Origin of the sequence: Marinilabilia salmonicolor JCM 21150 (assembly GCF_000259075.1) — a bacterium.
Lineage (GTDB): Bacteria > Bacteroidota > Bacteroidia > Bacteroidales > Marinilabiliaceae > Marinilabilia > Marinilabilia salmonicolor.
On the sequence record NZ_AJKI01000002.1, the window covers coordinates 39,912 to 66,648 of the forward strand.

The window sequence follows — 26,737 nt, forward strand, 5'->3', positions numbered from 1 at the left end:
CATATACAATACAATAAGATGGCAAGAAAAAACGCATTGGGACGAGGACTGGGAGCATTGATTGACAATTCGGAAGAGTACGGGCAAGGCGCCCCGAAGCCCGAAGCGGCAATCAATGAAATTCCGGTGGATAAAATTGAAGGAAACCCCTGGCAGCCCCGTTCCCGCTTCGACGAAGAAAAACTCAACGAACTGGCAGCCTCCATCAAGGAGATTGGCATCATTCAGCCGCTCACACTTCGTAAAGCCGGCAACAAATTTCAGCTGATCGCCGGAGAACGTCGCTTCAGAGCTGCCAAATTATCCGGTCTGGAAACCGTTCCTGCCTATGTACGCATGGCTGAAGACGATACCATGCTGGAAATGGCATTGGTTGAGAACATTCAGCGTGAAGACCTCGATCCCATTGAAGTTGCCATCAGTTATCAGCGTTTAATGGATGAATGTGACCTTACACAGGAAAGCATGTCAGAAAGAGTAGGGAAAAAACGCTCTACAATATCCAATTACCTGCGACTGCTGAAACTCCCTGCAGAGATACAATTAGGTTTGCGCGAAAAGCAAATTACCATGGGGCATGCCAGGGCCCTCATCAACCTTGATGACCAAAAAGCGCGCATCAAAATCTTCAACCAGACAGTTAAAAACGATTTGAGTGTTCGCAAGGTTGAGGAGATGGTCCGGGAACTTGCCCAAGGCGAAGAGTCAAAGAAAAAAGAGAAGAAAAAAGAAGAACTTCCCGCTGAGTACGAACAATTGCGTCAACAGTTGTCCAACTTTTTCAAGACCAATATTCAATTTTCCCGTGGCAACAACGGAAAAGGGAAGATAGTTATTCCTTTCCGCTCGGATGAAGAATTGGAAAAAATCATTAATGAGCTGGACAAAGCAAAAACCAATTAACGCAGAAGAGGTGAGGATGGATTTTAAGTTGTTGCGTGAAGCCATAGCCCCGATCACAATTGTTATTGTGCTGCTATTCGTGCCCATATTGAACGAAGCAACAGCTCAGCTCCGGCAGGTAACTGATACGGCGAAAACAACCGTTAGCCGTATAGACACAGTGGACTTTCAGCAGGGGGAGTCCATGGGCAATATCATGCCTGAAGCAAAAGAGGAAAAAATCCATTCTCCCCATAAAGCTACTTTCTATTCGGCCATTTTTCCCGGATTGGGACAGATTTACAACAAAAAATACTGGAAACTCCCCATTGTTTACGGAGCCATCGGAGGGTTAGGGTATGCAATTCATTTCAACTCCACCAATTACAAAAAATATAAAAATGCTTACCGGGACTTTCTCATACAAGACCCGGGAAACACATCGTATCTGGAGGTCCTCCCTGTGACCCTTACCATGGAAGAAATAGAAGCCAATCCCAACCTATCCTCCTGGTTCAGAAATGCTCTTGAAAAGAAACGCGACTATTACAAACGATACCGCGATCTGAGTTACATCGGCATGGCTGCCATTTATGTTTTGAATATGATTGATGCCACCGTAGATGCTCATTTCTACAACTTTGATGTTAGTGATGACTTATCCATGAAAATTCAACCGGTCATCTTAGAGCACGACCCCGTTAGGGGAAACAGTTTTGGCATTCAACTGGCATTACAATTCTGAAAAACGCACCTGTCTGAAACCTAATAAGCCCAATAGCGTAGGAACAATAATTCGCAGACAGAACCGGCCATTTCTGATACTGCAAAAAACTACGATGCAATAAACGACATATCTAAAAGGGAATAAAATATGATTAAGAAACTGTCTCACAGCTTCAAACTGATATCTGTAACTGTCGGGCTTTTGATTTCGGCCAGCGCGGAATCTTCCACACCTCAAACCATCGACAGCGACACAACCATTACAATTACCACCGAAGCAACCCTCCAACAATTTGCAGAGTCGCTGGACAGTCTGGTAGGTATCTGGTACATGAATTCCAATCCCGGTTTGGTGATGGATACCATTTACGACAGCGACCTGGTAGAACAGGCAAGTTTGTCTGACTCCCTTTACATAAAACGACTGGAAAACATCATTTCACCCTTCAAACTCAACTACAACAGTCACGTAAAGGCATACATCAATCTCTACACCAACAAACGTCGCGAACAGGTAGAAACAATGTTGGGTTTGTCGGATTATTATTTTCCGATTTTTGAAGCTGCCCTTGATGCCAAAGGACTTCCACTGGAATTAAAATATCTCCCGATAATTGAGTCTGCACTAAATCCGAGAGCCTTCTCACGTGCCGGAGCCTCCGGATTATGGCAATTTATGTATTATACAGGGAAGCAGTACGGTCTGGAGGTCGATTCATATGTGGACGAACGCCGGGATCCGTATAAGTCAACGGAAGCGGCAGTCGATTTTTTGGAAGATCTTTACAATATCTATGGCGACTGGCAGTTGGTAATTGCCGCCTATAATTGTGGTCCCGGCAATGTTAACAGAGCTATCCGACGTAGCGGAGGAAAACGAAATTTCTGGGAAATATTCTATCTGCTGCCCCGGGAAACCAGAGGTTATGTCCCGGCATTTATTGCCGCAACCTATGTATTTACTTACCACCGGGAACATAATCTAAGACCTGTAGCCGCCAATCTGCCTGTTGCATCCGATACGGTGATGATCTCGAAACCGCTCCATTTTTCGCAGGTTTCTGAAATCCTTCAAGTACCCATGGATGTCATCAGACACTTGAATCCGCAATACAGAAAAGATATTATTCCCGCACAAAAAGAAAGTTATCCGCTTCGACTGGCATTTAATCTGTCTACTCAGTTTGCCTCACTGGAAGATTCTGTGATTGGCTATAACAGAGAAAAGTATTTTCCAGAAAACCAACTGGTCATAAAGCCGGGAAACACTTCTACAAACTCCTTCTCGCCCCCTCCGGGAAAAGAAAAGATTTACTACACGGTAAAATCGGGCGATGTGGTAGGTCTTATTGCAGACTGGTTTGATGTTTATTCTTCAAGTCTGAGGTACTGGAACAATATCAGAAGAAATGTCATCCGTGTAGGCCAAAAACTGGTAATTTATGTGGACAAAGATAAGGTGGAACATTATCAGAGAATTGCCCGACAAAAAAGCGGTTATACAGCCTCCGCTTCCGCCGGGACACAACTGGCTGATACCGGAAATGCAGGCGATTACATCTATCACACCGTTGGCAGAGGCGATAGTGTATGGTCCATCGCCCGTGAATATCCCGGTGTAACCGATTCGGACATTCTCCGTTTAAACAATATTACCAATGCCCAGAAAATTAAACCCGGGCAACGACTTAAAATAAAGCCTAAGTCTTGAGTCTTTGATGCCCATAACATCTCTGCAGGAAATTTTTGAATCCCTGCTCCGGCCGTTTCTTAACAGACCTGCACCATTTTGTTGGCAACACCCCTGTTAATGGGAACAAACTCAAGCCTTAGAACTAACCAGGCTCCGGATGATGCGTCCGATAAAGATATTTTTGTATTTTCTGCTAATCTCACTACTGATCATCCTCTTCGACCAGTGGTTGGGACGCATCAGCTTTTCGGTACCGGGATACCTCAGCCAGTTCCCCGGGAATCAGCAAACAGACACAATCCCGGGATTACTTATTACCGAAATTGAGCAAACAGACACAAACATTACAACGATTACCTTACCTGACTCTCTGCCGGGCAAAGACACCCTTCCGGAAATTAAAAAACCAATTCTTTTTTCTGATTCTATTCTGACGGCCCCCCCTTTGTTTCAGAAACTTTACAGATCCTTTTGCCTGAAAGCCCGGACAGCCGACAGCCTGAAGCAGGTGGTCAGAGTGCTGCACATGGGAGACAGTCAGATTGAAGCAGACAGGATAACAGCCATCTTAAGAAAACATTTTCAACAACTGTATGGAGGTTCAGGGCCGGGGTTTGTTATGCCCATCGATCCTCTCCAAATCAACGCCAACGTATCTGTCTCTCATTCGGACAACTGGATCTTGTCCTACAGTTACAAAAAAAAGAGTGCGCCCATTCCGGTCCGCTATGGATTTCCAGGAAAAGCAAGCTGGTTCACCGATTCAATCGCCAATATCTCTATAAAACCAATTGCATGGAAATCTCAGCGGTTAAGACAGTTTCCCAATATCAGGCTGATGCTCTCCGCTGCAAAAACTTCATTGGTTCTCCGGTCAGATATAGATAATCAGATCAGATATGACACACTTACCGGAAATACAGGAGACCTTCACTTGTTAAGTTTTCAGGCCCCTGCTTTTCCTGGAAACATCAACTTTCATTTTTCGGGAGCTGCAAGTCCGGTAATTCATGGTATAACCCTCGACAATACGGGAGGTGTAGCGGTTGACAACCTGGCTATGCGAGGCCGGCCATGGCCGGGCATTCGAATTGCCGACAACCGAATGCTCCAAATGATGGCAGAACAGCTTAACACAGGATTCATCATCCTGCAATTTGGCACCAATGTTCTACCCACAAGAACAGACAATTACAATTTTTACCGCATCCATTTCCTTAAGGAATTAGAGCTACTGAAAAAACTTTTGCCGGAGGTGCCTGTGCTGGTTATCGGAGTTCAGGCAGCAGCTGAATCAAAAGAGGGGACCCTCGTTGCAATGGAACATGCCCGGCTCATTAGCGAAGCACAAAAGGCAGCAACCCTGGCTTGCGATATGGCCTTCTTCGACCTTCACAAAGCCATGGGGGGAACAGAAGGTGCCATTAATTGGGCCCAGGAAAGCCCCTCTCTGATGCTGTCAGACATGATGCACTTCAGCAGCCGGGGGGCAAGAGTGGTTGGCGACCAGATATGGATGGCACTGGACTCCCTCCGAAATCACCTTCAAACCCCAATGGTTCCATGAGTGAATTCGCCCACATATGGAGATATGAAGCCGGGGAACCATTCATGTTTACATCCGCTCTGTTCTGGGTTTTCTTCGGAATAGTACTGTTAGGCCATGCGCTAACATCAAGACAACGAATTGCCCGTACCGGTTTTTTATTTCTGGCAAGTTTGTTTTTCTATTACAAAGCCGGAGGATATTTCTTTTTCCTGCTGGTGATTTCCACATTAACTGATTTCTTCATCGGACTGGGGTTGGAGCATTTTACCCGTCACTGGAAACGTAAATTACTCCTGATCATCAGCCTGGCCATCAACCTCGGCATGCTGGGGTATTTTAAGTATGCCTGGTTTGTTGCTGATATATGGGGAGACATTACAGGTCAGGCAGTGGAAGCAAAAGACTGGCTGGCAATCTTCTCCAATGCAGTGTTCGGCAGTTCCTTCGAAGTCGATGACATCGTGCTTCCGGTTGGAATCTCTTTTTTCACATTCCAAACCATCAGCTATACCATGGACGTTTATCGTCGTCAATTGGCCCCGGTGCACAACATTCTGGACTTCGGCTTTTATGTCTCTTTTTTCCCGCAGCTGGTTGCCGGGCCCATCGTAAGGGCACGGGATTTTGTGCCTCAACTATACCGCCAGTTCTCCCTGACGGAAAAACAAGCGTGGCATGCCACCTTTCTTATTCTTTCAGGCCTGTTGAAGAAGATTGTTTTCTCTGATTACATCGCTGTCAACCTGGTGGACAGAGTCTTTGAAAGTCCGTTTCTCTATTCGGGGTTCGAAGTGCTCAGCGCCATCTATGGTTATACCCTGCAAATATACTGTGACTTTAGCGGCTACACCGATGTGGCCATCGGTTTAGCGCTGTTGTTGGGATTCAGGCTTCCACTCAATTTCAACAGTCCGTATAAGGCACTATCCATCTCCGAATTCTGGCACCGCTGGCATATTTCGCTCTCCAGCTGGCTGCGGGATTACCTCTACATCCCTCTGGGCGGAAAAAGAAAAGGCAAATTCCGTACTCATCTCAATCTGATGATCACCATGACACTTGGAGGCTTATGGCATGGCGCGTCATGGCGCTTTGTTTTATGGGGGATCTGGCATGGCATGGGTCTCATCGCCGACAAACTCGTCAAACCTTTGACCCGCAATCTGCCCCTTTGGTTGGCAAAACCGGCAGGATTCTTCATCACTTTTCACTTTGTGGTAGCCGGATGGATCCTTTTCCGCGCCAACAACCTCGTCATAGCCCGGGAAATGACCAATCGTATATTTTCTGCTTTTCATGCCGACTTGATATGGCCGGCCATACAATCCAACTTCTGGTCTTACTTACTCATCGCACTGGGCTTCATATTTCATTGGCTTCCGGCGGCACTCAAAGAAAACCTGAGAGGTTGGTTCATCACCATGCATTGGACTGCCAAAGTGGCACTGGTAGCACTGGCAGTTGTACTTCTGCTGCAATTCAGAACAACCGAGGTGGTGCCATTTATTTATTTTAGGTTTTAGGAAAAGAAGCGGGAAGCTGAGATTGAGATTGAGGTTGAGACATGAGAAACAACCAACCCGCACACCTCAACCTAAAACTCTCAGCTTAATCCCATGGCACCCTTTTTGATAAGAATCTTCTATCTTTATACCATAAAAAATTGAACTATGTTATTACTAATATTTCTGTTCTTTCTGATTGCCAGCTGGATTGTCAGCGCTCAGCTAAAGAGCCGTTTCAAAAAATATTCAAAAACCCCGTTGGACAGTAATTTATCGGGACGTGAGGTGGCTGAAAAGATGCTACGCGACAATGGAATTTATGATGTAAAAGTATTGCCATCACGCGGTCATTTATCAGATCACTACAATCCGGCCAATAAAACCGTCAATCTCAGTGAAAATGTTTATCACGGACGCAATGTAGCAGCAGCTTCAGTCGCTGCACATGAGTGTGGTCACGCTGTTCAGCACGCCCGCAGCTATGCTCCCCTAAAGTTGCGGTCAGCATTGGTACCTATTCAAAATGTGAGTTCAAAAATTTTGAATGCCGTATTCATCATGATGTTTGCAGGAGCATTTCTGTTACCGTCACTGGTTCCCTTTGATCTGGCATTGCAAATCATCATTGCCTGTTATGCAATTTTCACCGCATTTGCGTTCATCACCCTTCCGGTGGAAATCAACGCCACCCAGCGTGCTCTGGCATGGTTGCATTCTGCCAATATCACCAGCGGACGAAACCACAACCAGGCACGCGATGCCCTGAAATGGGCTGCTTACACCTATGTGGTTGCAGCACTTTCGGCTCTGGCCACCCTGGCATATTATGTAATGATTTTTATGGGAAGCCGGGATTAAAAAATAATTCATACCTCATTTAAAGCTCCGAAGTCTATTTTTGATTTCGGAGTTTTTGTTTTTACGACAGATTACAATACTGATTCATTAACTCGGCAGAAAGACACAAAAAAGGATGATTTATAGAGTATTCAGAAAGAGTCAAAAAAACATCATCCTCTGAAATAGTACTAAAGCAAAGCTTATATCTTTCCATTTGCAGGAAATAAAACAAGGAAAGTTAACTTGATCAATTGGATTTCATCGGCTCAGAGAGAAGAGGTCTTAGCACGAATAGAGTAACTGCCAGAACCACCATCAACCTAAAAAACGAGGACCTTCAACATTCAAATTAAAGAAATTTAAGAAGTCTGTTTTTGGGGGTTAATACTTAAAAAATACCTTTGCGGCCGATTTAAGTTCCGAATATCCGTTGATTTTAAATCAGATTTATTCTCTGATTAAAACCATTGCAAACCTAAAAATCCCGTTACAAACATTCAATTATCAGATAACCCATCATATTATTATTGGCTTTTATGACAGAACATTGTATAAAAGCCCGGCTCTACTTTGTCTAAAAACAAATCACCAGGGAACATTAATACCTTAAATATTTAATACTTGTTATGATTAAAAAAAATTTTAGGAACACAATCATTCTGTTTTTTGTAATTGCATTATTAGGGGCTACAGGCTGTAAAAAAAAGAAAGAAGAAGTGGTGATTTACTATGCCAACTGGATTGAAGGCGTTGCAATGACAAAAATCACCGAATTGGCACTTGAAGATGTGGGCATTCCCGTCAAAACCATGCTTTTATCTCCAGGACCTGTATTCACTGCTTTGGCAAGAGGAGATGGAGATTTTTTTCTGGAAGCATGGTTACCACAAACACACCGGGATTACTGGGAGCGTTTTGGAGATAAGATTGACAGAGTCGGAATGAATTTTGACTATGCCTCTACAGGCCTTGTAGTTCCAGGCTATGTTGAAATAGATTCTATCACCCAACTTAATGAGCATAAGGAAAAATTTAATGGCAAAATAATTGGTGTTGGCAGCGGAGCAGGTGTTTACAGGGATACGGAAAAAGCCATCAAAGATTACGGACTGGAATTTGATCAGCTTACCTCCAGCGGACCGGCCATGGTTGCAAGTATAAAAAATGCCGCCGCAAAAAAGGAATGGATTGTCGTTACCGGATGGAAACCTCACTATAAGTGGGCAAAGTATGATTTGAAATATCTGGAAGACCCAAAGGGAATTTACCCTTCTGAAAAAAGCTATATTGTAACCCGTAAAGGTTTTACTGACGAACGCCCAGGATTCAAAGAGTTTTTAGGAAACTTCTATTTTACAGAAGAGACAATGTCCGGACTTATGCTTCTCCTGCAAAAGGAAGATGACGTAGATGCCGCTGGCAGAATCTGGTACAAAGACAACAAAGAACTCATTCAATCATGGATGCCGGAAGAGTGGCTGAAATAATGAATACAACGGGACTGTCTAAAAAAGTATTAGACAGTCCCCCTTGAATACTGCATTAGCAAAAATCAATGTTTTTACTTTGTGCATTCATAAAATAGTGTTTGTCTATAAAGCTCAAGTTCAAGGCTTGTCCTTTTTGAAAATCAAGGCGTTTACTTTCGTAAATAACTGTTTTCAGAAAGGACGTAACGCAGAAATTGGACTTTTCGGGTAAACACTAAATAGCAAAATAATTCTCCAGTCTCAACATGGTTTCGTCACTTGTTTTTACGTCATCCACGACTTTTCCTTTTTCAAGAATGACAATACGGGTACACGCCTCAGCTACATGGTTTAAATCGTGACTGGAGATCAGGAAAGTGCAGTTGTTTTGTTGCTGAAAATCTTTAATAATCTGGCGTAATCGGTATTGAGAAGTAGGATCCAGGTTGCTGAATGGCTCGTCTAACAGAACAATTTGAGGATTGCCAATCAACGATGCAACAATGCCAATCTTTTGCTGATTGCCTTTTGAGAGGCTCCTGATATACTTTCGTTTATTGTCTATTTCACCATTAAAAAATTCACTAAAGCCGGCGATAAACTCCTGAATATCCCCTGGAGCATATCCTTTTAAGCTTCCGACCAGGTTAAAATACTCATCGGGGGTAAGGTAATCAATCAGAAATTTTTCATCCAGATAAGAGCTGGTAAATTTTTTCCATTCTTCGGATTCATTTACTCGTTGCTGATTGTTCTCGATGTGTCCTTCAGAAAGTTGAATTAAATCCAGAATGGCTGAAAACATGGTTGTTTTTCCAGCACCGTTGTTGCCCACAACACCCACAATGTCTCCTTGCTGAAAGGTGAGATTATCAATAGCCAATACAACATTTCCATTGTATTTCTTCACTACATTTTCTAAAGTGATCATAGCATATAAGGTTAAAAGGTTTGGCGATAACTATAAAGCATCCGATGTTTATTCTTTTTATATCGAATCAGAATTTTGTTCATGATTGATTCGTGGAATATTATGCCACCAATGCCGGTCAGTCCAAAAATCAGATAACTCCAGATATCTTCGAGCAGCAGACTTAGCAGACCGAAATATAGTATTGGCCCGAGAATAATGACTAACGCCATAATCCAAACAGAAGCTCCGGTGCCCTGGTAATTAAAAAATGAACTTTGAGATAAATCAATGGGCTTGGAACTGAACGACCCCATCCACAATACAATATGGCTGGTAATTCCAATATTAAAGATGGCACTCAAAAAATTAAAGAATAACACCTTGGCACCATAAATCAGGTAAACCGTGGAAAAAACAAAGGCAATAACCGTGGATGCAATAAACAAAAAATACTGGGCATTGAGCATATTTTTGAGTCCAAAATCCCGTGTCATCAAAAAAGGATAGTATTTTGAATGCCACGCCGGGGTAAACTGACCATAACTAACACTGAAACTACCTGTAATGAGTATGCCGATAAAAATCAGAAAAAAGTCGTAATTCGCCATCCCAGAATTACCGTAAACAATAAAACCGTATAAAAGCAGAAAGACAACACTCATAAAAGCACTTCTGGTCCTTTTGTTACGCGTAATCATCTTTAGCTCAAGAGAAATATATTTACCGATTGACCCAAATTTATCCGTCCAGGAAAAGGCATGAATATTCACATCCTTTTCAACAGGTATCAATCGACTATCCAGATACATCCCTTTGGCGATCTCATTTATATTAAAACGGTATAACAGTACAACAAAAATAAAGGGAGCTACAGCCAGAGGCGGATATACTAACACAGAATGAAAATATTGACCAATCCATACAGAAACCGGGATGATACTATAAAAAGACAACAAAAACAGTCCAATACCCAGCCCTAATATTATGGCGGACATTTTTTCCTTGTAGAAGGAGAATCTTTTCAGCCAAATACCAATCAAGTGATCAACTAAGATAAGTCCTACAAGATTAATCAGCCATCCCAGGGTGTTTAGTAGTTCGTATTCCTCTATTACCGTATCAAAAGTAAAGGGTATCAGAAATAGCAGGGGAAGAAAATTAATGATATGGAAGAAAGATTTATTTACCAAATGCCGCGCGATCTTCTTTTTCTTAAAAGGCAGAACTAACAGCGGGATGCTGTTCACAATCGGAATCTCCTGAAAAAGTTGCCGAAGTATGGCACTGAAAATAAAATAATACCACAAATTCTGGTTGAAAGCGCTTATTACCTTTTGTCCTGGAAAATATTCCTGAAGAATTGCGGGCAAGGTAAATCCCATTATCAATATGCTAATGGAAAGGTAAAAAACAAAAAAACCAACCAGTACTTTTATGGCGATACTCCTTTGCCAGTAGGTGGAGCGGTAAAAAGATTTTCGGTTTAACGAATTTATAGTCTGACTCATGGGTTAAGATTTTGACCATAAAAATATAAAACCAAAACCCGGAAAACAATAGTTGTAGAAAAATTAATTTGAAATCCAAAAACCCCGAAAGCAACTTTCTCCTGTGCTTTCGGGGTTTTTAGCCGTTTAATGTTGACCTTGATTATTGAATTAACAATTTGTCAAGTCATTTCTAATGTTTTATAATCAGAGACACTATAACCAACTTAGACCTGATAAGTGGAAGAAGCCGTATCGCCTCCGCGACCGGTCCAGTTGGTATGGAAAAACTCACCACGATCTTTATCCACGCGTTCGTAGGTGTGTGCTCCAAAATAGTCACGTTGCGCCTGAAGAAGGTTCGCAGGCAAGTTGGCCGTGCGATATCCGTCGAAATAGGCCAAAGCTGAAGAGAATGTCGGCACGGGAATGCCAATGCGTGCAGCCACAGACACCACTTTGCGCCATCCCTCCTGCGCAGCCTGCAACTTATCATGGAAGTAGCTGTCAAGAATCAGGTTCTCCAGTTCGGGATTGTGATCGAAGGCATCCTTAATCTTTCCGAGGAACGCAGAACGAATGATGCAGCCACCACGCCACATGAGAGCAATTCCACCATAGTTTAGGTTCCAGTTGTTCTCTCTGGCAGCTTCACGCATCAAGACATAACCTTGCGCATAAGAGACAATCTTGGAAGCAAACAAAGCATCGTGAATGGCATTCACAAACTCCTCCTTCTCCTCATCGAGTTGAGACACCTTAGCCTTAATAATTTCAGCAGCTCTCAAACGTTCCTCTTTTTGTGATGAAAGAATTCGTGAATACACTGCTTCTCCGATGAGCGTCAGGGGAACACCTACCTCAAGGGAGGAGATGGCAGTCCATTTACCGGTACCTTTCTGACCCGCCGCATCCAGGATTTTCTCCAGCAGCGGTTCACCGTTTTCATCACGATACCCCATAATATCACGGGTTATTTCTATCAGGTAGCTGTCCAGGTCTCCCTGATTCCAGAGGTCAAAAATATCGTGCATCTCATCATGAGAGAGTTTGAGATAATCACGCATCAGATGATAAGCTTCGCTGATAAGTTGCATATCACCATACTCGATGCCATTGTGAACCATTTTTACAAAATGGCCTGCACCATCTTCGCCAACCCAATCGCAGCAGGGGGTGCCATCGTCCACTTTAGCGGCAATACTTTGGAAGATATCTTTCACCAATGGCCATGCTTTAGGAGATCCACCCGGCATCATGGAAGGTCCCTTTAATGCTCCCTCCTCACCTCCGGAGACTCCGGTTCCGATATACAATAAACCTTTGCTTTCCACATATTTGGTTCGACGTATGGTATCAGGGAAATGACTGTTTCCTCCATCAATGATCACATCACCCTCATCCAGCAGAGGAATCAGCTTTTCAATAAAATCATCCACAGGTTGACCCGCTTTCACGAGCATCATTACTTTCCGTGGACGTTCAATATCCTGCACAAACTCCTCCAGTGAGTGTGCACCAATAAAGTTCTTCCCTTTTCCCCGGCCATTCACAAATTTGTCAACTTTCTCTACACTGCGATTGTAAACCGCCACAGTATAGCCATGACTTTCCATATTTAATACCAGGTTCTCCCCCATTACGGCAAGACCAATCAGTCCGATGTCTGCTTTCTTTATCATCTATTTCTTCTATTTAGATTTCACATTTTCATATTCACTAATAAACCTTGAAATTCATGGTTAATCCGACATTAGAGCAATTTAAACCCCAATAGGATCAATGACTTTCTCAACTCCTCATTTACATCTGCCCCGCTAATGGTCCAGGCAGGAAACTCTCGCCGAACGGGATAATTGCCCCTGATGGCCTCAAAGTTTCCCGGGTCTTCGACCAGCCTTTTTGCATCCTCATTTACATCGTACGTGGAAATAACGGCTTTGGCCAGCTTAAGGTTCAATCGCTCATCAACATCACTAACCCTCAAAGACATATCATCCAGCATTGGCAATTCTAAAGGCTGCCAGTTATCCAGATCAAAGCCAAACTGCCGGCTCATAAACTGAACAGCAGCGGCAGTTCCGTTGGCTTTACCATCCACCGAATAACCTGCAATATGCGGGGTCCCAATCATTAATCGCCCAAGCAATTCAACAGAAATATCAGGCTCATGCTCCCATACATCAAGGATAGCCCGATCAATTAAACCCGAACTAATACCTTTCATCAGCACCCGTTGTTCCACCACTTCACCTCGTGAGGAGTTAATCAGCGCACTTCCCCGCTTCATCATCATGAGTGTTGTGTCATTCAGGAGATATTCGGTTGCATAAACACCCTCCCGGGTAAGAGGAACATGAAAAGTGACCACATCCGACATTTGCAAAAGTACATTCAGGTCCACATTAGGAAAATCAGCTTCCTTAGCAGCTCTTGGCGGATCATTCAGTAACACCTTCATTCCGAAAGCCTCACCAACTTTTGCTACTTTGCTACCCACATTTCCAACACCAACAATCCCCAGCGTTTTTCCTCTCAACGGGAAATAACCCATCTCAAGGGCAGCAAAAACTGACGCGACATATTGCTTGACAGAACCCGAGTTGCAGCTTGGTGCATTGGCCCATGCAATACCATTTTCTTCCAACCAGGAAATATCCATATGATCCGTTCCTATGGTGGACGAAACCACCGCCTTCACCCTGCTTCCTTCAAGCAATGATCTGTCAACTTTTGTGCGGGTACGAATGATAAGTCCGTCGGCTTCTTTAACATCCGCCGGCCCAATTTCGATACCGGGAATGTAAACAACACGTGCATAAGGTTCAAGCACCCCTTTCAAAAAAGGAATTTTATCATCAGCAACTATCAGCATAATTTTCCAAAATTTGATTTACGGATACCAAAGTAATAATAAATAGTGAGAAGCGCATTTATTAGCATTAACCTCCAGCATACTTTTGCAAATGGATACAAAAAAGCACAAATGTTTAAAAGTATTTCTTACGCTTATTCCTTCAATGCTAAAAATTTTCCTTACTTTTGTCATTGAAAAATGATGATTAAGTGTTTTTTAACTCGAAAAAATAAGTTGTTTTTATATATTTGCAACCCGAACGAGCAAAGAACAGACCAGAACAGATAAAGTCTTAAAACTAAAAATCAACAATACTATGAGTACAGACATCGCAAAAAGAGCCGCAGACAACATACGCGTGCTTTCGGCTGCCATGGTCGAAAAAGCCAAATCAGGACACCCTGGTGGAGCCATGGGTGGCGCAGACTACATCCACATCCTCTTCTCTGAATATATGGAGTTCGATCCCACAGACAGAGGATGGGCTCTTCGTGACCGTTTCTTTTTGGATCCGGGACACATGTCTCCCATGCTTTACTCTCAACTTGCGTTGACAGGAACCTATACCATGGAGGAGTTGGCCAATTTCCGTCAGTGGGGAAGTCCTACTCCCGGACACCCTGAAGTGGATTTCGAACGAGGCGTAGAGAATACATCTGGACCTCTGGGGCAAGGTCATACCATGGCTGTCGGTGCTGCAATTACAGAACGTTTTCTGGCACAAAAATTCGGCCTCTGGAGTGCTCATAACATTTACACATTTATCTCTGACGGAGGAATTCAGGAAGAAATTTCACAGGGAGCAGGTCGTCTTGCCGGGTACCTGGGCCTAGGAAACCTGGTAATGTTTTATGACTCCAATGACATTCAGTTGTCAACAGAAACCAACGCAGTAACTGTTGAGGACACAGCTAAAAAATATGAAGCCTGGGGATGGGTAGTAAAAACCATTGATGGCCATGACCATGCACAGATTCGCGAGGCTCTCGAAGAGTCTAAGAAGATCACCGATCAGCCTTACCTCATCATTGGTAAAACAGTAATGGGTAAAGGTGCTTTAACAGAAGAAGGTGAATCTTTCGAACGTAAAGTATCCACTCACGGACAGCCTCTTGGTGCTGCTGGCGCTTCTTTCCGTAAAACCATCGAAAATCTTGGCGGGGATTCGGAACAGCCATTTTCAATATTCCCCGATGTAGCTGAATACTACAAAAAATGCATGGAAGAAAAAGCTGTTCAGGCCAATCGTAAAAAAGCCGAACAGGAAACCTGGGAAAAAGCCAATCCCGAGCTGGCTGAGCAATTCCACCAGTTTTTCTCCAAAGAAGCTCCCAAAGTGGATTATGCATCTATTGAACAAAAAGCAGATGCAGCTTCACGCGGATCTTCAGGAACAGTATTGGCGCACTTTGCCGATCATGTGGAAAACATGATTGTCATGTCTGCCGACCTCAGCAATTCTGACAAGACAGACGGATTCCTGAAAAAGACCCAACCAATGGTGAAAGGTGATTATTCAGGTCAATTTGTACACACCGGCGTTTCTGAGTTAACAATGGGAGCACTTGCCAATGGCATGGCTCTTCATGGTGGAGTAATCCCTGTTTGTGGAACATTCTTTGTATTTTCCGACTACATGAAGCCTGCGGTTCGGTTGGCCGCTCTCATGCAGCTGCCCGTTAAATACGTTTGGACACATGACGCATTCCGTGTTGGTGAAGACGGCCCTACACACCAGCCTGTAGAACAAGAGGCTCAGATCAGACTGTTGGAAAAACTGAAAAACCACCACGGACAAAACAGTATGTTGGTCATGCGTCCTGCGGATGCCAACGAATCAACTGTTGCATGGCAAATGGCAATGGAGAATACCAACTCTCCTTCAGCACTGATTTTATCACGCCAAAACATCCCCAACTTGCCGGGAAGTTCTTATGAAACAGCCTTGAAAGCCAAAAAAGGTGCTTATATCGTAGAAAAAGATCAGGGTAAACTGGATCTGGTCATGGTTGGAAACGGATCTGAAGTTTCTACCATGGTGGAAGGTGCTGCCATGCTGCGCAAAGAAAAAGGCCTCAAAATTCAGGTGGTATCTGCCATCTCCGAAGGCCTCTTCCGCAACCAGTCGGCTGATTACCAAGAGGAAGTTCTTCCTGCCGATGTTCCCCGTTATGGACTAACTGCCGGATTGCCTGTAACCATTGAAGGATTGACAGGAGCCAACGGACTGGCCAACGGCTTGGATCATTTCGGATATTCAGCTCCTTACAAAGTGCTGGATGAAGAGTTCGGATTCACCGGAAAGGCAGTTTACGAAGCTGTTTGCAACTTCCTGAAACTGTAATTTTTTCTGATCTATATAAATAACAAGGCCTCCTCAATTCATTTTGGGGAGGTCTTATTTATTTCTTCACTGTTCTTTTCAAAATTATTAAAAACTCAAAAGGCCACAGACCCGGCAAAATTTGTAAATTTACCTCATGATAGAAAAATCAGAATTCACATACATCGGCAAACTTGCCAAGCCCCATGGTGTTTCAGGAGAAACTGCCATCAGACTGACTTCCGAAGTTGCTGAATCGGAGCTTGACCCCACATTTATCTTTGTGGACATTGATAAAGGGCTCGTTCCGTTTCGCGTCAATGAATTTCGCTACAAGGGAGGAGATGTGTTACTGGTTAAATTGCCTTTGCTGGAGACCGAAAAAGATATCAGAAAACTTATGGACAATGACATCTATATTTCACCGCACGAAATATCGGGCCCGTCTGTCGGCACCAATAACATTAATGCTTTTAACGGATTTAAGGCCATCGATATTAACGAAGGCGAACTGGGAATAATTGAGAGCATCCAGGATATCTCCGGCAATCCCCTGTTTATTATCAATGGCAAAAAAGGAGAGCTATTGATTCCTGTCGCGGAAGAATTTATTGTTAATGTTGATGAGGAGAATAAAACGATTGAATTAAATATTCCGGAGGGACTATTGGATTTAAATGAGGAATAATTCTGGGAATTACTCGATTTTTTTATCTTTAAAAAACCATAATAATTACTAACCCTTTAAGTTATGGAAAACCACCAAATACAAAACTGTTAGAAATTTCTTTCAGCAGGGGAAATTCTTTAATGATCTGGAATCCTCAACACATCCTGAAAGGAAGTAGTTATTTTAAAATTGTCAATTGTGCCAAAATTGAATGGAGATACACTGAAATTCCAGGAAGGAAGGTCGTTTCAGCTGTTTTTGAACTTCAAAAAAGAGGTAGCCACTCAACCAAATATCCCCATTAGAAAGGATAGCTTCCAACTTGGTGAGCCCGCAGCAGTATTGATATAAACCAAAGGAGAACTTATTTCTCAAAACCATTAATTGCCTCTCTCCATTCATCAGGTAACACAAAAGAGGTGCCCGTACTTCGCTGAAAACCGGCCATTACAGACTCACAAACAGAGAGTGGCTCTTCTGCACCTTGTTCTATAACCCACTGAGTCATCTTTAAACTTTTATTTCCCAGTGACACCACCCGGGTAAGCACTTCAATAGGTTGCCCCAACAAAATCTGTCCAATAAAATCGATTTTTGTATTCACCACCACCAGCTGATTGTCTCTTTGCGAATCTCCAGGAAGCCACCCCAACACATCGCGCATATAATACATTCGGCCGATATCGTAGTAATCGTTATAAACACCATTGTTCACATGTCCGAAGCCATCCACATCGCTGAAACGCATCTGCACAGGGACACTATGTTTAAAATCTTCCCGCTTCATTTGATTCTCTTTAATTTCCATATAATTTTCAAAGAGGTTAGAATTGTTGATCCGCTTATTCCCGAATTACCTCAACCTGACCATCTACACCAAGCCTAATAATACCGGCTGCCGCCGGGATTGACAGTTCCTCCTGACGATACTTCACAATAAAATCCACCTCTTCCAAAATTCCGGTTTCCACATCTCCAAAGTTTTGGGGAGACGGTTTCCCTGACATTGCTGCCGGAATGTAAACAACCGGCTTCCGAAATCTTTGACACAGCGATCGTGAAAAATCTTCTCCGGAGACACGAATACCAATTTCCCCATCTGCCGAAAGAAGATTCTCTGCAATGTTCTTCCCTCCAGAATATATAATTGTAAGAGGCTTCTCTGCCAGCTCTATCAAATCATATGCAATTTCAGGAATCTCCTGAACATAGGAATTCAAACGGACTTCCGAATCCACAAGAACAACCACCTCGTCTGAATTACTTCGTTTCGTCAGATCAAAAACTCTTTTAACAGCATCCGCATTCGTGGGATCACACCCTATCCCCCAGAAAGTATCCGTAGGGTAAATAATAAGCCCTCCATTTTGAAGCACTTCAACTGCCTCCTTAATATCATTTTGGTAATTCATCCGCTTAAAACTTTATAATTATCTGATAAAAAGCTAATTAAAAATTCAAGAACGAAGGGAACCGCTGCACTCTCAAATAATATTTTTTAAACATATTCTTATGTGATATTAATGCTTAAAAAATATCATGCTCGTTTCATCCGCATAAAATTTGTCTATTAAGGTCGGACAGAATTCGCATGCAAGAACTTATACTTATTCTTTTGGGGCAATAGTTGCCATCCTCGTTTCATATCAACTTTTTATCTCCCGCAAATATAATGCTTTTTTAAGGGTAACTATCTCAACTGTCCTTATCCAATGGTAGATCAACAAAAAGCCGGACAAAGTGCCCGGCTTTTAGAATTATTCCTTAATGTTCGTTACGTTTTTGAGAACGCCGGATTACACCGCCACCCCAAAGTCACGCAGTGCATTATTCAAAGAAGTCTTTTTATCAGTCGATTCCTTACGCTGCCCTATAATCAATGCCGCAGGAACCTGATATTCTCCGGCCGGAAATTTCTTGGTATAACTACCCGGGATGACCACTGAACGAGGTGGCACATAACTCTTATATTCTTTGGGCTCCGGGCCACTCACATCAATAATTTTGGTCGAGGCGGTCAGCACCACATTTGCTCCAAGCACAGCTTCTGCTCCTACTCTGCAACCTTCCACCACGATGCAGCGAGAGCCGATAAAAGCATTGTCTTCAATAATTACCGGGGATGCCTGAACAGGTTCCAGCACACCGCCAATACCAACACCGCCACTCAAATGTACATTTTTCCCAATTTGGGCACAGCTACCAACGGTGGCCCAAGTATCAATCATAGTCCCGGAATCCACATAAGCCCCGATATTCAGGTACGAAGGCATCATTACAGCACCTCGTCCGATAAAAGCACCATAACGCGCCACTGCATGCGGAACCACCCTGACACCCAACTCCTTATAATTTCTTTTCAACGCCATCTTATCATGAAACTCAAAAGGCCCCAGTTCAATGGTTTCCATTTCCTGCATTGGGAAATACAAGATCACTGCTTTTTTCACCCAGTCATTCACCTGCCAGTCATCCCCAACCGGCTCGGCAACTCTCAGTTCACCCACATCCAGGCTTAAAATTACCTGTCGGATTGCATTCTTCGTTTCATCTTTTTCAAGCAATGCACGGTCGTCCCATGCTTTCTCAACAATTTCTTTTAAAGTTGCAGTCATAAATTCAAGGTTTTAATTGAATTGTATATTGTCTTTCCTTATTTCAAATAGATACTGCTGGAATAGTCAGCAGCACTTTTTTATGTTTCACCATAATAATCCGTACCTCAAAAGTCTATTATGATGTTACCAAAGACAAAAATGGCTTAAGCCATTTCTTGTCTTTTGGGATCCACGAATTTGTGGACAAAAAATAATTGCGTAGCAATTAGACATATATAACCTCATTTTTTTCATTCGCCTAATAATTACTTCAACTTCTCTTCAAAAAAAGTTCATCTTATCTTCAACATTTCACAATAAGACACAACACTTCCATCATCAGTTAATCCTGAGGCAAATACAAATTCAGTCTTATGAATAGAGGTTTTGATTTCTAAATTTACGGGGAGGAAGGGAAAAAAGACAAGTATTTTAGAATAAAAACACTTGTCTTCTATATTCTTTTTAAATCCAGGTGGTCACATTTACACAAGGCGTTTTAGCAAATCTTCCTTATCTCCTGAAAGGTAATCAATAGGAGCAATCTCAGGCATAGTATAAGACCCGGGCTGCTGTTTCAACACAGCGCGTGCACATGAAACAAGAATCTGAGAGGTTAGCGCCGGATTGTTAATCTTCATCTTAAACTCAAACAACTGATTTTGGGTTTGTCCGGAAACACCTTTGTGTTCCAGTAAAACACCATGTCCCATATCTTTCAGTTCATCCACACTGGGAACTGCAATGACATGCGTTTCGTCCTTACTGAAATAACTGTCCGATTTTATATCTTTGGTAACCTTTTCAATGCTCGCACCATCTTCAAGTTCAACATATACCATACGTCTGTGAATACTTGTTCCCACCGGAATGGTCATTGAAAGAGCATCTTTAACACCATCTTTTCCTTTAGCTGCAACAGAGTGGCCCATACTCATTCCCGGGCCAAAATTGGTGTAAGTAAGACCTTTGGGGGCCATAGCTTTCAAAAGCGTCCTAACCACAGAGTCACTTCCCGGGTCCCAACCGGCAGAAATAATTGCTTTTGAATTATGTTTTTTCCCGGTTTCATCAAGCATTCTGCGCAACTTCAACATCTCTTCTCCGTGAATATCAAAACTATCAACCGTACAGATGCCTTTCTCCATAATAGCTTTGGCCGTCTCGGGAATACTTCTGGTAGGAGAGCAGAGAATGGCAACGTCCACCTTACCCAACTCAGAGATGTCGGTAACAACCTTAACATCGGCCAACTCAGGGGGATTATTACCTGTGGAACGACGTACCACACCGGCAAGTTCCATGTCAGGTGATGCATTTACTGCCTCTACTGCAAATTTTCCAATATTTCCGTAACTAACTACTGCTACTTGAATCTTACTCATACTGTTTAATTTTGATTTATATTATTTCAAAGCACAAATATACAAATTGTTAGTGAGGATTTCAAATTAATATCCAAGGGCGAGTTTGACTTACATTTTGATTGGATTTTACTGATTTTTGTTGGTTTTTTATTTTATCCTTGCATTTTCATCCCCAAAATATCAGCTGGCACATTTTTTGAAACAATCCAGCCAGCCAGATAAACTCCCAGATTTATGAAAATAATCATTCTGATGATTACCGGATGCTGTCTTCTTTTTGCTCAAACACTACAAGCACAAGACAAAAATAAAATCACTGCATCAGGCACCCTTTATAACAAAGAAAACCAGAAACCTCTCGGATATGTACAATTGGTAAGTTACAACACCTACCTCTCCTACACTTCCGACTCCAATGGTCAGTTTAGAATCTCATTGCCGGCTGACGACTCCATAAGAATTGTATCAATGGGCTTTGATCCCAGGACCATTAAAGCAACCGACTTTCGTAACAGCAATATAAACGACAGTATATTCCTGTCACCTGCAAGTTATATGCTTAATGAAGTAATTGTAAGAGCAGAGGAACGCGAGATGCGCCTCAACCTACCGGGAAACTTTGGAATTAATGTGGACCCGGATGCTGAACCGGACAAATCAATTCCGTCTCCATCCATAGGCATGGTCATGAGCCCCCTGAGCCTGGCACACTCCCTTTTCAGCAAAGAAGCCAAAAGTCAAAGGAAAACACGAAAGGTCATCAACAGTATGAATCAAAAATCCGCATGGGAAGAGGTGATATCCTCAGGGATGCTTAATGACTGGATTGAAATTAAAGACCAGGAAATGGAACCATTTATAATCTTCTGTAATCAACGATTGAAAATGTCAAAACAAGACAATCTGCTCACGATCCGCAATAAGATTTTAAGACTCTGGGAAGAATACAAACAAACCAAACAGTAAACAATACATCCATCTATAGTGTTATATAACACACCCAAGATTGAATATTTATTTATTTCCGGAGAATAATAATCCATTGATCATAATACAAAAAAGGAGGAAACCACCTTGTTCAATTTCTTCACACCCACAAAAAAGCACCTCAGACACAACACAAACAAATACTTACAACAAAACAAACATTACAACAATAAGACAAAACAAAAAATGTTCAAATTTTTCATGGTCAAAAACTACGATTTCATCAGCCTCACAGGGCAATTTCTCACTAAATTGCAAGAAAAATTCATTTTTTTGTTACAAAATGCTTGATGGTATTGTCAAAATATATACATTTGCAAAGAACAAATGAATTTGAACTTTGGATATGAACCTTTTTCTATCACTCATTCTCGTCAATATTATTATTCTCGTGGGACAACCAGGCAGAAGTGAGAATGGTGTATAGCTAAATAAAGCAACCGATTTTTAAACCCCTCTCACTTCTGCGTGAGAGGGGTTTTTAATTTATACAGAAGATTACAGTTTAATTATTATGAAGCGACCATTAAGAAGTAATACGACCACACAGGGCCGAAAAATGGCAGGAGCCAGAAGCCTCTGGCGTGCAAACGGAATGAAAGACGAACAAATGGGCAAACCGTTGGTAGCCATTGTCAACTCCTTCACTCAATTTGTTCCGGGGCACGTTCATTTGCATCATATCGGCCAGGAGATAAAACAAATTGTGGAAAAACAAGGTTGCTTTGCTGCCGAATTCAACACCATTGCGGTGGACGACGGTATTGCTATGGGACACGACGGAATGCTGTATTCCCTTCCATCACGCGACCTCATCGCTGACAGTGTAGAATATATGGTAAATGCACACCGCGCCGATGCCATGATTTGCATCAGCAACTGTGACAAAATAACTCCCGGTATGCTCATCGCTTCCATGCGACTGAACATCCCCACCATATTTGTTTCCGGAGGCCCAATGGAAGCCGGGAACAACAATGGAACGGCCCTTGACCTTATTGACGCTATGGTAATGGCTGCCGATGACAATGTTTCGGATAGCGATGTGCTGGCAGTTGAACAAAATGCCTGTCCCACCTGCGGTTCCTGCAGCGGAATGTTTACCGCCAACTCCATGAACTGCCTCAATGAGGCTCTTGGTCTGGCCCTTCCAGGAAACGGAACCATCGTAGCCACACATGCCAATCGCAAAAAGTTATTTGAAGAGGCCGCCAATAAAATTGTAGATCTCGCCTATCGCCATTACCGGGACGGGGACGACTCAGTGTTACCCAGATCCATTGCTACAAAACAGGCTTTTATGAATGCAATGACCCTTGACATTGCCATGGGAGGATCCACCAATACAGTGCTCCACCTGCTGGCAATTGCCCATGAGGCAGGTGTGGATTTTACCATGCAGGATATAGATCAACTGTCAAGACATACACCGGTACTCTCAAAAGTTGCCCCAAACAGTCATTATCATATACAGGATGTGAACCGTGCGGGGGGTATTTTAGGGATACTGGCAGAATTGGCCCGTCACAATCTTTTGGATACATCGGTTCACCGGATAGATTATCCATCACTGGCTGATGCACTCAATGACTTTGATTTGCTCAGTAAAGAAGTTACCGATAAAGCCAGGGAAAAGTACAAGAGTGCGCCCGGAGGATTCCGGAACCTGGTACTGGGGTCACAAAATGCCGTTTATGAAGAATTTGATCTGGACCGCAAAAATGGATGCATCCGGAGTGTGGAAAACGCTTACTCTAAGGATGGTGGTCTGGCGGTGCTTTTTGGCAATATTGCATCCAAAGGGTGCATTGTAAAGACAGCAGGAGTTGATGAATCCATTCTTCATTTCGAAGGAACTGCCAAAGTCTATGAATCTCAGGACAGTGCCTGTGATGCCATCCTCGAGGGTGATGTAAAATCAGGCGATGTGGTGTTAATAAAATATGAAGGCCCAAAAGGAGGCCCGGGAATGCAGGAGATGCTTTACCCCACCTCTTACATTAAATCGCGCCACCTGGGTAAAGAGTGTGCTCTGGTTACCGACGGCCGTTTCTCAGGAGGTACCTCAGGCCTTTCAATAGGGCATGTATCACCCGAAGCTGCTGCCGGCGGAGAAATAGCGCTGGTAGAAACTGGCGACAAAATTGTCATCGACATACCGGGCAGAAGCATAAATGTAGAAATATCAGAAGCAGAAATGGAAAAACGCAGGCATAAAGAGATGGCCAAAGGAGAACAGGCTTTCAAGCCCGGCCCCAGAGAGCGACAGGTTTCCAAAGCCCTCAAAGCCTATGCGTCAATGGTATCATCAGCAGATAAAGGAGCAGTCAGAATAATATAAGGGAGTCGTGAAAGTCAGTCGGTAGCCTGAATTTGTTAAATTTCTTGACAACCGGTAAATTCTGACATAATCTTGTACCCCCAATAAAATATGGAGAGCAGGTTTTTTTAATTTAATTTTTCTCAAACGCAACCATGAATGTTATGGAACCACAATCTCAATTACTAATGAAAGAAGAAAAAACCAGGGAGACAAAAAGGATGAGCGGATCCGAGGCTGTAATGCAGTCATTGATCAATGAAGGAACAACTATGATCTTCGGATACCCGGGGGGGGCTATCATGCCTATTTATGATGCTCTTTATAATTATCACGATCAGGTTCATCACGTCCTCACCCGCCATGAACAGGGTGCCGTCCATGCGGCTCAGGGATATGCCCGTGTTACGGGAAAAGTTGGAGTTTGCTTTGCAACCTCCGGACCCGGAGCAACCAACACAGTAACAGGACTGGCAGATGCCATGATGGATTCAACTCCGCTGGTAGTCATAACCGGGCAGGTAATTTCATCACTTCTGGGAACCGATGCTTTTCAGGAAACCGATGTAGTAGGTGTAACCCAGCCGGTAACCAAATGGAACTACCAGGTTCGGAAAGCAGAGGACATTCCGGCAGCACTTGCCAGAGCATTCTATATTGCCCGGTCGGGGCGACCGGGACCTGTAGTGGTTGACATAACCAAAGATGCCCAGGTGAATGAAATGGACTTCAAATATGAGCCGGTAAAAGCCATCCGGAGTTACTCTCCCGAAAGCCCCATCGACTTTCATCAAATCGAAGAAGCGGCGAAATTGATCAACCTCTCCCGTAAGCCTCTGGCTTTGGTCGGTCAGGGCGTTGTCTTGGGAAATGCCGAAAAAGAATTGCTCGAATTCCTTGAAAAATCAGGTATTCCGGCTGCATGGACCCTACTGGGTCTTTCCGCCATGCCTTCTGACCATCTGCTGAATGTGGGGATGCTGGGAATGCACGGAAACTATGGCCCCAACATCAAAACCAATGAGGCAGACCTTATTATTGCCATCGGAATGCGTTTTGATGACCGTGTAACAGGCGACCTGACAAAATATGCCACCAATGCCAGGGTTATTCACATGGAAATAGACCCTGCTGAAATCAACAAAAACGTTCATGCAGATGTTCCTCTGTTGGGAAATGTAAAGAAAACACTCCCCCTGCTCACAGGTAAAATCACCAAAAATGAACACACCGACTGGGTGGCAGAATTTGAAGCCTGTTTCAGAATTGAATATAAACGAATTATCGAAAAGGAAACAGCTCCCGATGACAAAGGTCTGAGAATGGGCGAGGTAATCTCTAAAGTTTCTTCAGCTTTCAATGATGATGCTGTAATGGTTACAGATGTAGGACAACATCAAATGATGGGCGCCCGCTACTTCCGGTTTAAACAAAGCAGAAGTGTGGTTACCTCCGGAGGATTAGGCACAATGGGCTTTGGACTTCCGGCTGCAATGGGAGCCAAACTGGGGGCTCCCGAGCGTCCGGTATGTGTCTTCGTTGGTGATGGCGGTTTTCAGATGACCATCCAGGAACTGGGAACAATTTTTCAAACAAATATTCCTGTGAAGATTGTTTTGCTGAACAACAACTTTCTGGGAATGGTTCGTCAGTGGCAGGAACTCTTTTTCGATAAGAGATATGCTTCCACCGAGTTGATCAACCCTGATTTTCAGACCATAGCCAAAGGATACCACGTGCCCGCCATAAAAGTTACAGAGCGCGAAAATCTGGATGACGCCATCAAACAAATGGCCGAAACAGAGGGCCCTTTCCTGATGGAAGTTTTGGTTGAAAAAGAAGGAAATGTATTCCCGATGGTTCCGGCAGGTGCATCAGTATCTGACATCCGCCTGGAGTAAAAAAACAAGGGAACACTGGGGAAGCCTAATCAGAAGTTCCCTTTTTGTTTGTGGAAAAACCAACATAAAAGATCAAGAAAATGAAGACACCAGATAAAGAAGAGTTTACACTCTCTGTATATTCCGAAAACCATGTGGGACTGCTCAATCAGATTACGACAGTTTTTACCCGCAGGCATATCAATATCGAAAGCTTAACCACTTCCGAGTCGGCCATCACCGGCATCCACAAATTCACCATTGTGGTATTTGCTACTGCCGATAACATTGAGAAACTGGCCAAACAAATTGAAAAGCGCATTGACGTATTAAAAGTGTTTGTATTCAGAGCGGATGAGATTATCCATCAGGAGATAGCGCTTTACAAGGTATCAACCAGTTCGCTGCTCGGTGGCAATGAAATAGAAAAGCTGGTTCGTCAATACGGAGCACGAATTTTGGAAATCACACCGGAATATACCGTTATTGAAAAAACCGGACACAAGGAAGAAACCCAGGAGTTGTTTGAAAAGCTTGACCCTTACGGAGTTTCGCAATTTGTCCGGTCCGGACGAATCGCAATCACCAAAACCAAAAAAGAACTTTTGGAGAATTATCTTAAGAAACTGGAAACAGATCAAACTCAATTAAACTAATAACAGTTAACAACAG

The 26,737-nt window shown here is 43.1% G+C and carries 21 protein-coding genes; 13 read left to right on the plus strand and 8 right to left on the minus strand.

The window, feature by feature from the left end; translation table 11 throughout:
* The first annotated feature begins 18 nt into the window (after window positions 1-18).
* From W7W_RS0100740 to W7W_RS0100770, 7 genes are all read left to right on the plus strand, one after another.
* Window positions 19-903: a ParB/RepB/Spo0J family partition protein gene (locus tag W7W_RS0100740; protein WP_010661966.1), complete on the plus strand. Its 885-nt coding sequence runs from the start codon at window positions 19-21 to the stop codon at window positions 901-903.
* Entirely contained in the window at window positions 875-1,627 is a 753-nt protein-coding gene (locus tag W7W_RS0100745) for a DUF5683 domain-containing protein (protein WP_010661967.1), read from the plus strand. The genes W7W_RS0100740 and W7W_RS0100745 overlap by 29 nt, the downstream gene beginning before the upstream one ends.
* A gap of 129 nt (window positions 1,628-1,756) precedes the next feature.
* Window positions 1,757-3,319: a lytic transglycosylase domain-containing protein gene (locus W7W_RS0100750; RefSeq protein ID WP_010661968.1), complete on the plus strand. Its 1,563-nt coding sequence runs from the start codon at window positions 1,757-1,759 to the stop codon at window positions 3,317-3,319.
* Between the two features lie 139 nt (window positions 3,320-3,458).
* Window positions 3,459-4,868, plus strand: a complete 1,410-nt coding sequence (locus W7W_RS0100755; RefSeq protein WP_010661969.1) for an SGNH/GDSL hydrolase family protein — start codon at window positions 3,459-3,461, stop codon at window positions 4,866-4,868.
* The gene (locus tag W7W_RS0100760; RefSeq protein ID WP_010661970.1) at window positions 4,865-6,373 is read left to right on the plus strand and encodes an MBOAT family O-acyltransferase; all 1,509 of its coding nucleotides are present in this window, start codon (window positions 4,865-4,867) and stop codon (window positions 6,371-6,373) included. Before W7W_RS0100755 ends, W7W_RS0100760 begins: the two co-directional genes overlap by 4 nt.
* Window positions 6,374-6,520: 147 nt before the next feature.
* The gene (locus W7W_RS0100765; RefSeq protein WP_010661971.1) at window positions 6,521-7,213 is read left to right on the plus strand and encodes a zinc metallopeptidase; all 693 of its coding nucleotides are present in this window, start codon (window positions 6,521-6,523) and stop codon (window positions 7,211-7,213) included.
* Between the two features lie 608 nt (window positions 7,214-7,821).
* A complete protein-coding gene (locus W7W_RS0100770; protein ID WP_010661972.1) occupies window positions 7,822-8,682 on the plus strand; it encodes a glycine betaine ABC transporter substrate-binding protein in 861 nt (286 codons plus the stop codon).
* 217 nt (window positions 8,683-8,899) lie between these two features.
* Here W7W_RS0100770 and W7W_RS0100775 read toward each other — a convergent pair whose 3' ends face one another.
* The 4 genes from W7W_RS0100775 to W7W_RS0100790 form a co-directional block, all read right to left on the minus strand.
* Window positions 8,900-9,595 carry an ABC transporter ATP-binding protein gene (locus tag W7W_RS0100775; protein WP_010661973.1) on the minus strand — a complete coding sequence of 232 codons (696 nt, stop codon included), beginning with the start codon at window positions 9,593-9,595 and terminating at the stop codon, window positions 8,900-8,902.
* Window positions 9,596-9,606: 11 nt separating this feature from the next.
* The gene (locus W7W_RS0100780) at window positions 9,607-11,085 is read right to left on the minus strand and encodes a DUF5687 family protein (RefSeq protein WP_010661974.1); all 1,479 of its coding nucleotides are present in this window, start codon (window positions 11,083-11,085) and stop codon (window positions 9,607-9,609) included.
* Between the two features lie 206 nt (window positions 11,086-11,291).
* Window positions 11,292-12,746, minus strand: a complete 1,455-nt coding sequence (gnd, locus tag W7W_RS0100785; protein ID WP_010661975.1) for a decarboxylating NADP(+)-dependent phosphogluconate dehydrogenase — start codon at window positions 12,744-12,746, stop codon at window positions 11,292-11,294.
* Between the two features lie 71 nt (window positions 12,747-12,817).
* Complete coding sequence (locus W7W_RS0100790; RefSeq protein ID WP_010661976.1) at window positions 12,818-13,939, minus strand: 4-phosphoerythronate dehydrogenase; 1,122 nt, start codon at window positions 13,937-13,939, stop codon at window positions 12,818-12,820.
* Window positions 13,940-14,237: 298 nt separating this feature from the next.
* On the opposite strand from W7W_RS0100790, the gene W7W_RS0100795 reads away from it, so the two are divergent.
* Both W7W_RS0100795 and rimM read left to right on the plus strand, forming a co-directional pair.
* Entirely contained in the window at window positions 14,238-16,265 is a 2,028-nt protein-coding gene (locus tag W7W_RS0100795) for a transketolase family protein (protein ID WP_010661977.1), read from the plus strand.
* A gap of 136 nt (window positions 16,266-16,401) precedes the next feature.
* Window positions 16,402-16,932: a ribosome maturation factor RimM gene (rimM, locus tag W7W_RS0100800; protein WP_010661978.1), complete on the plus strand. Its 531-nt coding sequence runs from the start codon at window positions 16,402-16,404 to the stop codon at window positions 16,930-16,932.
* Between the two features lie 346 nt (window positions 16,933-17,278).
* On the opposite strand, the gene W7W_RS0100810 is transcribed toward rimM, so the two are convergent.
* From W7W_RS0100810 to W7W_RS0100825, 4 genes are all read right to left on the minus strand, one after another.
* Window positions 17,279-17,701, minus strand: a complete 423-nt coding sequence (locus W7W_RS0100810; protein WP_029510209.1) for an acyl-CoA thioesterase — start codon at window positions 17,699-17,701, stop codon at window positions 17,279-17,281.
* A gap of 55 nt (window positions 17,702-17,756) precedes the next feature.
* Window positions 17,757-18,326 (minus strand): L-threonylcarbamoyladenylate synthase, encoded by a 570-nt coding sequence (locus tag W7W_RS0100815; protein ID WP_010661980.1) that lies wholly within the window; start codon window positions 18,324-18,326, stop codon window positions 17,757-17,759.
* Window positions 18,327-18,710: 384 nt separating this feature from the next.
* On the minus strand, window positions 18,711-19,529 hold the full coding sequence (locus W7W_RS0100820) for a 2,3,4,5-tetrahydropyridine-2,6-dicarboxylate N-succinyltransferase (protein ID WP_010661981.1): 819 nt from the start codon (window positions 19,527-19,529) through the stop codon (window positions 18,711-18,713).
* A 467-nt stretch (window positions 19,530-19,996) separates the two neighbouring features.
* Complete coding sequence (locus tag W7W_RS0100825) at window positions 19,997-20,896, minus strand: diaminopimelate dehydrogenase (RefSeq protein WP_010661982.1); 900 nt, start codon at window positions 20,894-20,896, stop codon at window positions 19,997-19,999.
* Between the two features lie 216 nt (window positions 20,897-21,112).
* Here W7W_RS0100825 and W7W_RS0100835 point away from each other — a divergent pair, with 216 nt between their 5' ends.
* From W7W_RS0100835 to ilvN, 4 genes are all read left to right on the plus strand, one after another.
* Window positions 21,113-21,844 carry a carboxypeptidase-like regulatory domain-containing protein gene (locus W7W_RS0100835; RefSeq protein WP_010661983.1) on the plus strand — a complete coding sequence of 244 codons (732 nt, stop codon included), beginning with the start codon at window positions 21,113-21,115 and terminating at the stop codon, window positions 21,842-21,844.
* A 535-nt stretch (window positions 21,845-22,379) separates the two neighbouring features.
* Window positions 22,380-24,206: a dihydroxy-acid dehydratase gene (ilvD, locus tag W7W_RS0100845; RefSeq protein WP_010661984.1), complete on the plus strand. Its 1,827-nt coding sequence runs from the start codon at window positions 22,380-22,382 to the stop codon at window positions 24,204-24,206.
* 143 nt (window positions 24,207-24,349) lie between these two features.
* Complete coding sequence (ilvB, locus tag W7W_RS0100850; RefSeq protein ID WP_029510211.1) at window positions 24,350-26,086, plus strand: biosynthetic-type acetolactate synthase large subunit; 1,737 nt, start codon at window positions 24,350-24,352, stop codon at window positions 26,084-26,086.
* Between the two features lie 80 nt (window positions 26,087-26,166).
* Window positions 26,167-26,721, plus strand: a complete 555-nt coding sequence (gene ilvN, locus W7W_RS0100855) for an acetolactate synthase small subunit (RefSeq protein ID WP_010661986.1) — start codon at window positions 26,167-26,169, stop codon at window positions 26,719-26,721.
* Window positions 26,722-26,737: the final 16 nt, after the last annotated feature.